Origin of the sequence: Streptomyces sp. NPDC050738, assembly GCF_040654175.1 — a bacterium.
In the GTDB taxonomy this organism is placed as follows: domain Bacteria; phylum Actinomycetota; class Actinomycetes; order Streptomycetales; family Streptomycetaceae; genus Streptomyces.
On the sequence record NZ_JBFAHN010000007.1, the window covers coordinates 1 to 13,518 of the forward strand.

Annotated in this window: 12 protein-coding genes; 6 read left to right on the top strand and 6 right to left on the bottom strand. The window is 70.9% G+C overall.

The genetic code is table 11. The annotated features are described in order from the left end of the window. Positions 1-144: 144 nt before the first annotated feature. From AB0H78_RS19245 to AB0H78_RS19255, 3 genes are all read right to left on the bottom strand, one after another. Positions 145-1,092, bottom strand: a complete 948-nt coding sequence (locus tag AB0H78_RS19245; RefSeq protein ID WP_363235662.1) for a TauD/TfdA family dioxygenase — start codon at positions 1,090-1,092, stop codon at positions 145-147. Next, positions 1,089-2,117, bottom strand: a complete 1,029-nt coding sequence (locus tag AB0H78_RS19250) for a MetQ/NlpA family ABC transporter substrate-binding protein (protein WP_363235663.1) — start codon at positions 2,115-2,117, stop codon at positions 1,089-1,091. The genes AB0H78_RS19245 and AB0H78_RS19250 overlap by 4 nt, the downstream gene beginning before the upstream one ends. Before the next feature lie 274 nt (positions 2,118-2,391). Then, positions 2,392-3,633: an ROK family transcriptional regulator gene (locus AB0H78_RS19255; protein WP_363235664.1), complete on the bottom strand. Its 1,242-nt coding sequence runs from the start codon at positions 3,631-3,633 to the stop codon at positions 2,392-2,394. Between the two features lie 179 nt (positions 3,634-3,812). Between AB0H78_RS19255 and AB0H78_RS19260 the strand changes: the two genes are divergently transcribed. Then, positions 3,813-6,521, top strand: coding sequence for a TIM-barrel domain-containing protein (locus tag AB0H78_RS19260; RefSeq protein WP_363235665.1), 2,709 nt, complete (start codon positions 3,813-3,815; stop codon positions 6,519-6,521). A gap of 66 nt (positions 6,522-6,587) precedes the next feature. Then, positions 6,588-7,355 carry a sulfite exporter TauE/SafE family protein gene (locus AB0H78_RS19265; RefSeq protein WP_363235666.1) on the top strand — a complete coding sequence of 256 codons (768 nt, stop codon included), beginning with the start codon at positions 6,588-6,590 and terminating at the stop codon, positions 7,353-7,355. An 18-nt stretch (positions 7,356-7,373) separates the two neighbouring features. Here the strand turns inward: AB0H78_RS19265 and AB0H78_RS19270 are convergent, their stop codons facing one another. Continuing rightward, positions 7,374-7,988, bottom strand: a complete 615-nt coding sequence (locus tag AB0H78_RS19270; protein ID WP_363235667.1) for a GNAT family N-acetyltransferase — start codon at positions 7,986-7,988, stop codon at positions 7,374-7,376. A gap of 117 nt (positions 7,989-8,105) precedes the next feature. Here AB0H78_RS19270 and AB0H78_RS19275 point away from each other — a divergent pair, with 117 nt between their 5' ends. From AB0H78_RS19275 to AB0H78_RS19290, 4 genes are all read left to right on the top strand, one after another. Further along, a complete protein-coding gene (locus AB0H78_RS19275; protein WP_363235668.1) occupies positions 8,106-8,999 on the top strand; it encodes a BadF/BadG/BcrA/BcrD ATPase family protein in 894 nt (297 codons plus the stop codon). A gap of 72 nt (positions 9,000-9,071) precedes the next feature. Continuing rightward, positions 9,072-9,665 (top strand): TIGR03086 family metal-binding protein, encoded by a 594-nt coding sequence (locus AB0H78_RS19280; RefSeq protein ID WP_363235669.1) that lies wholly within the window; start codon positions 9,072-9,074, stop codon positions 9,663-9,665. Positions 9,666-9,710: 45 nt separating this feature from the next. After that, positions 9,711-11,456 carry a histidine kinase gene (locus AB0H78_RS19285; RefSeq protein WP_363235670.1) on the top strand — a complete coding sequence of 582 codons (1,746 nt, stop codon included), beginning with the start codon at positions 9,711-9,713 and terminating at the stop codon, positions 11,454-11,456. Further along, complete coding sequence (locus AB0H78_RS19290) at positions 11,453-12,094, top strand: response regulator transcription factor (RefSeq protein ID WP_363236053.1); 642 nt, start codon at positions 11,453-11,455, stop codon at positions 12,092-12,094. Before AB0H78_RS19285 ends, AB0H78_RS19290 begins: the two co-directional genes overlap by 4 nt. A 129-nt stretch (positions 12,095-12,223) precedes the next feature. On the opposite strand, the gene AB0H78_RS19295 is transcribed toward AB0H78_RS19290, so the two are convergent. Together AB0H78_RS19295 and AB0H78_RS19300 are read right to left on the bottom strand one after the other, a co-directional pair. After that, positions 12,224-12,886, bottom strand: coding sequence for an MOSC domain-containing protein (locus tag AB0H78_RS19295; RefSeq protein WP_363235671.1), 663 nt, complete (start codon positions 12,884-12,886; stop codon positions 12,224-12,226). Beyond that, positions 12,883-13,512, bottom strand: coding sequence for a GNAT family N-acetyltransferase (locus tag AB0H78_RS19300; RefSeq protein WP_363235672.1), 630 nt, complete (start codon positions 13,510-13,512; stop codon positions 12,883-12,885). The genes AB0H78_RS19295 and AB0H78_RS19300 overlap by 4 nt, the downstream gene beginning before the upstream one ends. Positions 13,513-13,518: the final 6 nt, after the last annotated feature.

Below are 13,518 nucleotides of genomic sequence, written 5' to 3' on the forward strand. Positions count from 1 at the left end.
GGGGGGCGCTTACCGGGGCGCGGGGGTGTTTTTTTGGGGGCGTTCACAACCCCCTGTGTGGTGTCCCCGGGCCGGGGGGGGGCGGGCCCCGCGGCGCCGCCGTCCCCGGTGAGGGACGGCGGCGCCACGGGCACGGTCAGTGCGTCAGGCACCGACGACCACCTTGTGATCGGCGGTGAAGGGCTTGCCCGACAGCAGCTCCGACTCCGTTCCGTCGGGGCCGACCGGCACCTCGCCGATGAGAGTGACGCGGTGCAGGGTGCGCTGGACGTCCAGGTGCTCGATGTCGCGCGGGGCCAGGTGCGCGGTGGCGCGGTTGTCCCAGAAGGCGACACTGCCCGGCTCCCAGCGGAAGCGGACCGTGTACTCGGGGCGGGTGAGCTCCCCGTACAGCAGGTCCAGGATCGCCTTGCTCTCGCGCGCCGAGACGCCCACGATGTGGCTGGTGAAGCCCGGGTTGACGAAGAGGGCGCGCTCGCCGGTGCGCGGGTGGACGCGGACGACGGGGTGGACGGCGACCAGCAGGTTGTCGTTGATGCGCTTGGCGTACTCGCTGTTGCCGTCGGTCTTCTCCGAGCCGCCGTAGCGGTGCTCGGCGCGAAGCGTGTCGATGAAGGCGCGCACCGGCTCGGAGAGGCCTTCGTACGCCGACACCAGGTTGGTCCACTGGGTGTCGCCGCCGAACTCCGGGACGGTCTCGGCGCGCAGGATGGACCCGGCGGGCGGGTTGACGGCGGCCGTCACATCGGTGTGCCAGCCGGAGAAGTAGCTGTACTGGCGCTTCTTGACGGCATCCCGGAAGCCCTTGCCGTACCGCTCCTCGTAGCGCCGCGGGTCGATCGTGAAGATCTCCGGGTGGTCGGCCGGCGGGGCGTCGTCGTGCGGGTGGGCGTAGGTCAGGTCGCCGAACTGCCGGGCGAAGGCGATCTGCGTGGAGTGGTCGAGCTCCTGCTCCCGGAAGAAGACGACCTTCCAGCGGTCGAGGGCCTGCTGGATGGTGGTGAAGTCGTCCGCGGAGAGCGGCTTCGAGAGGTCGACGCCGGTGATGTCGGCGCCGGTGTGGCCGGATGCGGGGCGGGCGGAGGCGGTCATGAGGAGGAACCCTTCTGTACGGTACGGGCGTTGAAATCCCTGGATACGGATGGATCGAACTGACCGGAGAGGTCGACCTTCCCGGGCAGCTGGTCATTGGCGGTGAAGAGATCGGCCTGCTTCTGCTGGGCCTGGATCACCGCGTCGTCCACGGGGACGTAGGACGTGCGGCCGACGGCCTCGAACACCTGCCGGCCGAGCGCGGGAGTCTGCTTGCGGATCTTGACGTAGTACGCCTGGACCCAGGCGTCCCGGTGGCCGGCGATCCACTCGTTCGCGGCCGCGAGACGGTGGGCGAAGTCCAGGAGCGCCTTGCGCTTGGCCGGATCGGCGAGCGCCTTGTCGGTGGCGATCCGGAAGGAGTAACCGGGCGTCACGGTGCGGCCGTTGATGACCTGGACGGCGTCCGGGTGCTCCTGGAGGTACTTGGCGCGGGTCTCCTCGCTGACGGTCGCGGCGTCGACCGTCCCCGACTCCAGTACGTTGCCGACGTTCTGCAGCGGTACGTCGACGGGCGTGATGTCCTTCTGCTTCAGCCCGGCCTTGTCGAGCACCCGCAGTAGGAATCCGTGGTTCGCGGTGTTCCTGGAGTAGGCGATCTTCTTGCCCTTGAGGTCGTCGACCGAGGTGATGCCGCTGCCGGGGCGGGCGACGAGCGTGTAGCCGGGGCCGACCGTCCGGGTCACGGAGACGACCTTGGCGGGGATGCCGCTGGCCTGGGCGAGGACCGCGGGGGTGTCGCCGAGTACCCCGAAGTCGATGGCTCCGGCCTGCAGTCCCTGGTTCACCAGCGGGCCGCTGTCGAACTGGCTGATCTTCACCTCGTAGGGGAGGTTCTTCAGCTGCCCGGAGACCTTGAGCGTGGTGAGCAGGCTCTGTCCCTGGTCGCCGATGCGCAGGGTCACCTTCCCGCCGCCCGTTCCCTCGGCGGCGCTCGACTCCCCGCCGCAGGCGGCGGCGAAGGGCAGGAGGGCGAGGGCGAGCGCGGTGGCGAGAAGTCGGTGGCGCACAGTGGAAAAGGTCATGGCAGAGCTCAGCTCCAGGGGAAAGGGGCATGGGTGAACAGGCCGACAGGAAAGGGCCGTTGAGAGAAACCGAGGAGTGTGCGCGGATCAGCGCACGGCGCTGCGACGACAGCCGAGACCGGCGAAGTGATGGGCGCGGAAGGCGTTGACCGTCTCCCGCCCGGCGGCGTCTCGCGCCGCGGCCCTCACTGTTGCGTCCATGTCCTGATTCTCCGTCGTCGGGCAAGCGGTCGGCAATGATTGGCGACGCCGTGGAACAAACTCCGCCGGCGTCTCAGGCGGAGCGTGCGGTCCGCAGCTCCATGGGCCTGCGGTACACCGCGTCCAGGACCACCGCTCCGGCGGCGACCCCGAGCACCTGGCTGCCGAACGGGGTCGGTACGACGGTCCGTTCCGGGTCGGCGCACAGGTGGGAGCGTGCGGCGATCTCCTCGTACAGGGCGGGGAGCAGCTCCGGCAGGTGGATGGCGGTCGTGTCGGTGAGCACCAGCACTTCGGGGTTGATGACGTCGAGCAGGAGGGCGCAGGCGCGTCCGGTGGTACGCAGCCGCTCGCGCAGGAGGTCCAGTGCTGCCGGGTCGCCGTCCCCGGCCCGCCCCAGCAGCAGCGGGAACTGCGGCACCGGGATGATCCCCGCCTCGAAGGCCCGCTCGGCGACAGCACGGTCGGACACCGCGGCCTGGAGGCAGCCGCGCCGACCGCAGCCGCACCTCAACGCCCGGTCCCCGAGCGGCAGATGCGCCACATCGCCCGCCCCCGATCTCCGCCCGCGCAGCACCGACCCGCCGGTGGCGATCGCCGCGTCCACCACGTTGCCGACGAAGAGCTGCACCATCTCCGTGCGGTGCGACGCCGCGCCGAACAGCAGCTCGGCCTGGGCCAGCGCCCGTGCGTGGCCGTCGACATGGACCGGGAGCCGGGTCCCGGCCGACAGGATTTCCCGTACGGGAATGTCCCGCCAGCCCAGGGGGTCGTGCTCGACGACGACGCCCTGGTCGCTGTCGACCCAGCCGCCCGTCACCACCCCGATGCCGAGCACGGAGCGCCCTGCGGCCCGTCGCGCGAGGAAGCCGGGCAGGTGGCGCAGGATCTGGCCGAGCACGCCGGGGGCGTCGCGGGTGTGCTCGATTCGCTGGAAGGCGGTGACCCGGCCCAGGAGGTCGACCACGGCGAAGGTGGTGTGGGTCAGCGCGATGTGCACCCCGCAGACCGCGTGGTGGGCCGGATCGATGCCGACGGGTATCTGCGGGCGGCCTGCGCGCGGCGGTCCTGCGGGCGGGGCGAGTTCCTGGAGGAGGCCGAGACCGATGAGGTCCGCGGTGTGCCGGGAGACGGCGGCGGGGCTCAGGCCGGTGGCCCGCGACAGCGACGTACGGGCGAGCGGGCCCTTGCGCAGCACGGTGTGCAGGACGGCGGACGGGCCGGTGCCCTCGGCCCGTCCCGGGGCTTGCGGAGGGGCGGGCAGGGCGCGCAGGAGGGGTGGCGGCAGGGGGGCGGTATGCGTGGCGGGCGGCATGGACCGATGCTGGCAATCCGGACAACGGGTGGTCAACGGCAGGGAGTTAAGGCTGTGTGGCATTCCTGCGAACCCGAACTCCCTTTTACCGTTCCGGTACAGGTGAGGCGTTGACATGTACTGACCGGAAGGTGAATCGTGATGCTCGAAATCCCAGTGTTCCAAGCACCTTTGAGCAAATGTCGTCCACTCTGCTGTGCGGTACGAACGGAGAACACTCCTTGCGGATCTTCCGAAACCGGCCCGGACAGGCGGCGACCGCCGCAGCGGCCGCGACCGTCCTCGCCCTCACCCTGCTGACCGTGCCGGCCGCCTCCTCGGCCCAGGCGGCGACCCCGCCCTCCGGCGTCCTGGACAGCGCGAGCAAGAGCGTCAGCTGGCAGAGTCCGGTCTACCCCAAGGGCACCGTCGGCTCGCCCGACAAGTGTCCCGCCGCCGCGGACGACCCGGACAACGCCGTCTGCGACCGCTTCGACCTGACGGTGAACCCCCCATCCGGACAGTGGGACGACAACCCCGAAGGCGGTGTCCCCGTCTCCATCCAGTGGGAGACGCCCACCGACGACTTCGACATGTACATCTACGACGACGCGGGCAAGAAGGTCGCCGAGAGCGCGGGCACCGCCGACCCCGAGGCCACCGTCATCCCGAAGGCGTCCGGCACCTACCACGTGGTCGTCGTCCCCTACGACGTCCACGACAACTCCTTCACCGGCAAGGCCTATCTCCCCGAGGCCACCGACGCGGGCAACCTGACGAGCTTCAGCGGCTCGCACGGTACGTATGAGATCGCGGCCGGCGCACTGAAGGCGCGCGCCGACTTCCTCGCCGACGACACCCTGCGCCTGCAGGCCTCCCCGGACGGTGTCCTCGCCGACCCGCCCGGCAGCCACATGATCCAGAAGCAGCCCGCGGCCCAGCGCGACACCAAGTCCTTTGACGCGGGCACCTATTACGGCATCCGCTCCAAGGACACCGTGCTGCGCGTCTACAAGAATCCCCTGCGCTTCGGCCTCTACAAAGCCGACAACCGCACGCCCGTCTGGCAGGAGGACGCACCCCTGCGCTGGACCTCGGGCGGGATGCGCCAGAGCCTGGACCGGGGCGCGAGCGAGCAGTTCTTCGGCGGCGGCGAGCAGAACGGGTCCTTCTCCCACCGCGACCAGGTCATGAACGTAGGCAACAACACCAACTGGAACGAGGGCGGTTACAACAACTCCCAGCCGTTCTACATCTCCACCGCCGGCTACGGCGTCTTCCGCAACACCATGACCCCCGGCATCTACGACTTCGGACCGCACGTCCGCACAGGCCAGCAGGAACGCCGCCTGGACGCGTACTACTTCACCGGTGACACCAAGAAGGTCATCGGCAAGTACACCTCACTGGTCGGCAAGCCCTTCATGCCGCCGGTGTACGGCCTGGAGCCCGGCGACTCCGACTGCTACCTCCACAACGCCAACCGCGGCGAGCGCCACACCCTGGACGCCCTGAAGGTCTCCGACGGCTACGTACAGAACCAGATGCCGCTCGGCTGGATGCTCGTCAACGACGGCTACGGCTGCGGCTACGAAAACCTCCCCGAGACGGGCGCGGGCCTCAACAAGAACAACGCCCAGCTCGGCCTCTGGACTCAGGACGGACTCCCCAACCAGGCCGACGAGGCCAAGGCAGGCGTCCGCGTACGCAAGCTCGACGTCGCCTGGGTAGGCGGCGGATACGGCATGGCGCTGGACGCCTGCGACGAGGCCAAGGCCGGCATCGAGGACAACAGCGACGCCCGCGGCTTCGTCTGGATGCCCGTCTCCTGGGCCGGCGCCCAGCGCTGCAGTGTCCTGTGGAGCGGTGACCAGTCCCTGTCGTGGGACTACATCCGCTGGCAGATCCCGACCTATGCGGGGGCGACCCTGTCCGGCATCGCGTACAACACCGGTGACGTCGGCTCCATCTACCGCCACGACGCCAAGATGTACGCCCGCGACCTGCAGTGGAAGGCCTTCCTCCCGGCCATCATGACGATGGACGGCTGGTCGAGCGATATCACCACCAAGAAGCCATTCGACCAGCAGCCCTGGCTGGACGGGGAGCCGTACACCTCCATCAACCGCAAGTACCTGCAGCTCAAGGAGCGGCTGCTGCCGTACATGTACACGCTCTCCAAGGACGCCACGAAGACCGGCGTCGGCGCGATCCGCCCGCTTTCCCTGGAATACCCGGACGATCCGGCGACGCTCGGCCCCGACGCCAAGTACGAGTTCATGTCGGGCCCGGACTTCCTGGTCGCACCCGTCTACAGCGACACCTCGGTCCGCAACGGCATCTACCTGCCCAAGGGCACCTGGACCGACTACTGGACGGGCAAGACCTACCAGGGCCCGACGACCGTCGACAACTACGCGGCGCCGCTCGACACCCTCCCGCTGTTCGTCCGCAGCGGTGCGATCGTCCCGATGTGGCCCAAGGGCACGACGTCCTGGCAGACCCGTGACAAGGGCGAGCTCGACTACGACATCTATCCGCAGGGCACCACCAAGTACACGCTGTACGAGGACGACGGCGTGACCCGCAAGTACGCAGGCGGCTCCTCGGCCACCCAGCAGGTCGAGGTGCGCGCACCCGGCCACGGCAGGTCCACCGTCATCAAGGTCGGTGCGAGCGTGGGCCGTTACGACGGCAAGGCGGCATCCCGCTCGTACACCTTCACGGTGCACGGCAGGAGCGCGCCGCACCAGGTCGTCGCGGCGGGCGGCAAGCTGCCGCGTCTGACCGACGCGAAGGCCTTCGGGGCGGCCGGTCAGGGCTGGTACACCGATCCGGCGACCGGAGTGACCCACGTCAAGACGCGGTCCCTCTCCACGGACCACGGCTTCTCGGTCGAACTCCGATAGCCGCAGCTCACCTCACCCAGGGGCCGCCTCAGGGCGGCCCCTGGCGTGTGCGACCGTGTACCCGACATGGACACGCTCATAGGTTCACCCAGCATCTGGGGACTGGCCGCCCTCGCCGCGGCAGCCGCACTCGTCGGCTTCTCCAAGACCGCGGTCAGCGGCGCCAACACCGTCAGCCTCGCGGTCTTCGCCGCCGTACTGCCGGCCCGTGAATCGACCGGGGTGCTGCTGCCGATCCTGATCGCCGGCGACGTCCTGGCCGTCCTCACCTACCGCAGGCACGCCCACTGGCCCACCCTCTGGCGGCTGTTCCCCGCCGTCGCCGTGGGCGTGGTGATCGGCACGGCCTTCCTCTTCTGGGCCGGCGACGGAGCCGTACGCACCTCGATCGGGGCGATCCTGCTGCTGATGGCCGGGGTCACCATGTGGCGGCGACGCGGCGCCGGAGAGGAGACGGAGGAGGACGGGGCGACGCGCGCCGGCCGGACCAAGGCACGTTCGTACGGTGTCCTCGGCGGCTTCACCACCATGGTCGCCAACGCAGGCGGCCCGGTCATGTCTCTCTATCTGCTCTCCGCCGGTTTCCGGAAGCTCGGCTTCCTGGGCACATCGGCGTGGTTCTTCCTCATCGTCAACACCGCCAAGGTCCCTTTCAGCGTGGGCCTCGGCCTCATCGACGCGAAATCCCTGCTCCTCGACGCGATCCTGGTGGCCTTCGTCGTCCCCGGCGCGATCATCGGCAGGTACTGCGTGGACCGGATCGACCAGCGGCTCTTCGAACGTCTCGTCATCGGCGCGACCGTACTGGGCGGCGTACAACTGCTGTTGCGCTAGAGCACCGGGTCCGTCAGATCAGTCGAGGTCCATCACCATGACCGACCCCCAGTCGTGCCGCTCCAACTCCGTGAACCCGAGCCGGAGATAGAAGGCGCGCGCTCCAGGATTCGCGCCGCCCACGCTCAGGTGCACCCCGCGGACCCCGCGCTCCCGCAGGGCGCCGACCAGCACCCCCATCAGCCTGCGGCCGAGACCGGTGCCCTGGCCGCGCGGCAGGATGTCGATGTGGAGATGTGCCGGGTAACGGTCGTACAGAGGGTCGGGGGCGGGCGGTCGGACGGTGTGGATCTGCTCCACCCGCTGCCGGTCCTGCGTTCCGTCACCCGGATCCACGGCCAGGGCCAGCGGATAGCGGTGGCGCAGCGGGGGCCACCAGTTCGTCTCCAGCCAGGCGTCGAAGGTGTGGCTGTCGGCCGTCGCGACGACGTAACCGAGCACCCCCTGCTCGTCGGCCGCCACAAAGCTCAATCCGGGATCGGCCGCCGGATAGGGGCCCGCGTAGACGTGCCCCAGCAGGTCGGGATCGCGGTACTGCGCGGTCGCGTCCTGACCGGAGGCGCCGGTCCGCAGACACACCCGGTACATCCCGGGCAGGTCGAAGGCCTGGTAAGGGCGTATGTCAGCGATCACCTCGGCAGCCTACGCGACAGCCTCCCCGCGGAGCCGCCCTGGCAGACTCACGGACGCGGAGCCCGAAAAGCTCAGGCCTTCGCGCACACGGACCCATCGAACGAGGAGCCCGCCGCTATGCGCACCACCGTCGCCGGAATCGACATCGGCGGTACGAAGACCCGCATCGTCCACGCCCATGCGCACGACGGCACCGTGATCGAGGACCACACGCTGCCGAGCACCGGATGGCAGACCCGCTCCCTCCCGGATGCCGCGGCCTGGATCGTGGAACGGCTCACGGACGTCCCTGACCGACTGGCCGTCGGCGCACATGCCTGCGAGACCCCGGAACAGTGCGAGCGTCTGGCCGCGGAGCTCCGCACGCTCCTCTCCATACCCGTCACCGTCGTCAACGACGCCGAACTCCTCGTCCCCGCAGCGGGGTTCGAGCACGGGATCGGTGTCGTCGCGGGCACCGGCTCGATAGCCGTCGGACGGCACCGCGAGACGGGCGCCCACCTGGCGGCGGGCGGCTGGGGCTGGGTGCTCGGCGACGAGGGGTCGGGTTCCGCGCTCGTACGGGAAGCCGCCCGGGCCGTCCTCGCCCACGCCGACGAGGGCGGCGCTCCCGATCCCCTGGAGAAGGCCCTGCTCGTGGCGTTCGCCGTGCCCACGCTGCCCGAGCTCGCCGACGCCATGAGCTGGGACGGCGGGGTGAACACCTGGGGGCGCCACGCCCCGGTGGTCTTCACCGCCGCCGACGGGGGTTCGGCACTGGCCGCCCGCGTCATCGAAGAGGGCGGCCGTGAGCTCGCCGTGCTGGTGGGCAGGATCGCCGCGCGCGGGGCACGCACCGACGCGGTCGTCGCGGCCGGGGGAGTCATCACAGCCCGCCCCCGGCTCTTCGACGCCTTCGCACGCGCCCTCGCCGACCGGCTGCCCGGCGCCGTACCCGTCCTGCTGGACGCACCGCCCGTGATGGGCGCACTCGCCCTCGCGCTCCGGGAATACCGGATCGGCCGCATATGAGAGCGGATCGTGCCTAATATCACCGCCAAGCGGCCGCAGACGGCGGCGAGTTGACCAGGGGACGGGGACGCAATGACTGACACGGGTACCACCGAATGGGCCGTCCTGGCCGAAGCGCACGAGGCGCTGCGCACCGCAGTGGGCGGCGTGCCCGCCGGAGGCTGGGAAGCGCCGACACCCTGCGCGGAGTGGAACGTCACCCAGGTGCTTCAGCACGCGGCGGGCGACCAGATCGCCTACGCGGCGACCCTCACGGGAGGCCCCGGCCCGTCGGAGAACCCCTTCGAGCCTTCGGGGAAGCTGAGCGAGGACCCCGGGGCCCTGATCGAAGCGGCGCTGACGGCCGCCGCCGATGCCTGGGCGGCGGTCGCCGCGGACACCGGTGAGGTGCCGGTCCCGATCCCGCCCGGCAGGGTGACGGCCGCGCTCGGCGTCCGCGCCTGCGCCCTGGACGCCGCCGTGCACGCCTGGGACATCGCCCGCGCCAGTGGCCGGCCGTCGCCGCTGAGCCCGGCCCTGGCCGCCGAACTGCTCGGGGCAGCCCGTCAACTCGTAGAGCCGCTGAGGGCGTTCGCCTTCGCTCCGGCGCTCGAACCGCAGGAGGGCGACGACGCGGCGGCCGAGCTCCTGCGGTATCTGGGCCGCCGCCCCGACTGGACCGCCTGACCGTACCGGGCGGGGGCCGCTCGCGCATGGCTTACCGTGTGGCGCGTGAACAGGCAGGGGAAGCGGGCCCTACGCATCCGGTGGAGCGCCGCCGCGGCGGCGGCGCTCGCCTCGGGAGCGGCGGGCAGCTGGGCGTACGCGCAAGCAGGTGGATCAGGCGCGGACATCGCGCGTGACCTGGCGGTGGGCTGGGCGTACGCGGGCGCCGGGCTGGTCGCCTGGTGGCGCAGGCCCGGCAACCGCACAGGGCCGCTCATGGTCGCCGAGGGAGTCACCTGGTTCCTCGGCAACCTCCAGGGCACCTCCGTCCCCGCGCTCTTCGCGGTGGGCGCCTGGTGGGAGGCGCTCAACATGGCCGTCCTCGTCCACCTGGTGCTGGCCTTCCCCGACGGGCGCGTGGCGAGCGCACCCGCCAGACGCCTCGTCGGCTTCACCTACGGACTCGTCGCCGTCGGCGGCCTGCTGCGGACGCTGGCCTTCGACCCCGGTGTCTCCACCGACGCCACCTATCTCGCCTGCCACGGCTGCGGCCCCAACCCGCTGCTGGTGCCGGGCGCCGCGCACCTCTTCGATGCCGTCGACGCCGGCTACCGGGCGATCGGCTGGGCGATCTCGCTGGTCATGGTGGTCGCGCTCGTACGGCGCTGGCGGCATGCCTCCGTCGCACGCCGCAGGGCGCTCCTGCCGGCCTGGATCGCCGTTGCTATCGTCACCGTCTTCCTCCTGTGGGATCTGGTCCACTACGTACTGCCCGCACTGAGCGGCCCGGTCGAGTCCGGTGTGCTGCTCCTTTCCGACCTCGCCCAGGCAGCCGTACCGCTCGCTTTCCTCGCCGGGCTGCTGCGGATGCAACTGCAGCGGGCCGAAGTCGGCGGCCTGGTCATCGAAGTGGGCGCGGACCCCGATCCGGCCCGCCTGCGTGAGGCCCTCGCCCGGGTGCTCGGGGATCCCGGGCTGCGGCTGGGGCTGTGGCAGGAGGAGCAGGGCGGGTACGCCGGCGCGGACGGCCGTCCCGTACGCGAAGAGGGCGCCGGCACCACCCGCGTCGACTCCTCGCGCGGCACACCGCTCGCCCTCCTGCTCCACGACCCGGCGCTCGCCGAGGACCCCGAGCTCCTGGAGGCGGTCGGCGCCGCGCTGCGCCTCGCACTGGAAAACCTCTGGCTGCGCACTCGCGCCAGGGAGGTCACCAGCCGTATCGTCCAAGCAGCGGAGGCCGAACGGGGCCGCCTGGAACGGGACTTGCACGACGGAGCGCAGGCTCGCCTGGTCTTCGCGCTGATGGCGCTGCGCCGCGTCGACCGGGGCCTCGCCGACCACCCCGACACGTCGCTGCGCCGGTCGGTCGCCGAGGTCGAGAGCAGTCTGAAGCTCGCTCTGGAGGAGCTGCGGGGAATCGCGCACGGCATCCACCCGGCCGTCCTCACCCGCGAAGGCCTCGGCCCCGCACTCGCCGAGCTCGCCCGGCAGGCGACGCTGCCGGTCGTGGTGGCGGCCGACCCCCGGCGCTACGACCCGGTCGTGGAGTCCACCGCGTACTTCACCGTCTGCGAGGCCCTCGCCAACGCGGCCAAGCACGCCAGGGCCAAGGCCGTCAGTGTCTCCGCGCACCACAGCGGCAACACCCTGGTCGTCGAGACGGTCGACGACGGCATAGGCGGCGCCGACACCGGGCGCGGCAGCGGACTGCGGGGCCTGGCCGACCGGCTGGCCGCCGTCGACGGCGTGCTGCAGGTGCACTCTCCCGCAGGTGGCGGGACCAGGATCAGGGCGGAGCTGCCGTGCGGGTGATCGTGGCCGAGGACTCGGTGCTGCTGCGGCAGGGCATCGTACGGCTCCTCGTGGACGAGGGGTTCGAGGTGCCCGCGGAGTGCGGCGAGGCGGGCGCGGCGCTGCTCGGTCTGGTGGCCGAACACCGGCCGGACGCCGTCCTGTTGGACATCCGGATGCCACCGACCCACACCGACGAGGGCCTTGTCGCGGCGGCCGCGATCCGTGGAGCGCATCCGGGGACGGGCGTACTCCTGCTGTCGCAGTACGTGGAGACGAGCGCCACCGTACGGGCGCTGGCCCAGGACCCGCGCGGCTTCGGCTATCTCCTCAAGGAGCGCATCGCCGATGTCGGTGAACTGGCCGGTGCGCTCAAGAGAGTCGCGGCGGGGGAGACGGTCCTGGACCCACTGGTGGTCGAGCGCCTGATGCGGGCACCGCACACCCGGGGACCCCTCGACGGACTGACCGCGCGCGAGCGCGAGGTGCTGGCACTGATGGCCGAGGGCCGTTCCAACGAGGCCATCGCGCAACGCCTCGTGATCGGCGGCAAGACGGTGGAGACGCACGTACGGAACATCTTCACCAAGCTGGGGCTCGCGGCCGATCTGCTGGACCACCGCCGCGTCATGGCGGTCCTCGCGTACCTGCGTGCCTGACGCCCGGGCCGCGGAAACACGGCGCTCCGCTCCGTGGACGGCGACCTCCCCCGAGTCCCCCGTACGTCGTCCACGGAACGGTGCCGGTTCGGTCCACGCTAGGGGCGCGCGGACCGAAGGTCATCAGGGTCAGCCCTGAGATCCGCCGGCGGTCCGGCGCCGGACCATGGCCCTGCCCTCCTCGGGCAGCGCATCCGCGACCAGCAGCCGCGGCAGCAGCTCGGGTTCGAGGGTGAACGCCCGGAAGACGAGAGCGACGCTCACGTCGTGTCCGGGCCGGTGCACGATCTCGACCGGATCCCCGGCGCGGATCTCGCCGGGCTCGATCACCCGCAGATACGGGCCGGGAACGGCCGCCTGCGTGAACCGCTTCAGCCACCCCTCCTGCTCCAGCCATCCCTGGAAGGTCACACACGGAATCCGCGGGACCGCCACTTCGAGCACGACATCACGCCCGATACGCCAACGCTCCCCGATCAGCGCGCCGTTGAGGTCGAGCCCCAGGGTGGTCAGATTTTCCCCGAAGGAGCCGTTCGGCAGCTTCCGGCCCAGTTCCGCTTCCCAGGCGTCGAGATCCTCCCGCGCATAGGCGTAGACGGCCTGGTCGGTCCCGCCGTGATGCTTGACGTCATAGACCCGGTCGCCGGCCAGACCGACAGCGCCGTCGCCCTTGGGGCCCGGGGCGGTGACGGCGACTGGTCCTTCGACCGGTTGTTTGTCGATGCCTGTCGAGGCGATCCCCTTCCAGGGGTTGGAGCGGGGCCTGCCGATATTGACGGTGAGCAGCTTCAAAGGACGACACCTCCTGTGGTGCGGCCAAGGTAGGTCAGCACCCCCGCGTCCGGCACCGGGATTACGTGGAAGCCGACCCGGTCGTAGAAGGCCCGGGCCGCCTTGTTGGCCGTGACCATTCCCAGGTGTACGGCGGGGACGCCCTGCGCGGCGAGCGCGGCGAGGAATTGGTTCATCAATGCCCGCCCGAGCCCCATGCGTTGGTGCCCGGGCAGCAGGTCCACATGGAGATGGGCCGGGTGGCCGGCGAGCTCGGGGACGAGCATGCGTTCCGGCCGGTGCAGCAGGGCGGCCATCTGCTCGTCGGGTGTCAGGAGGGGGCCGGTGGGGTCGGGATAGCGCCCGGCGAGCGGCGGGAGCCACTGCGTACGGAAGCGCTCGACGAAGGCGGTGGTGTCGGCGGTCCCGACGATGTAGCCGACGGCCAGGCCGGTGCCGTCGTCCGCGACGAAGGCGAGACCGGGCTCCAACTCGGCGTAGGGCGCGGCGAAGAGGCTCGGCAGCAGATCGTGGTCGTCGTACAGATGGCGGGCGTCGCCGCCCTCGTGGCCCGTACGCATACAGATGTCGTACAGCGCGGTGCGGTCGTCGGCGCGGTAGGGCCTGATGAAGGGAGAAGTGGTCACGCCGTA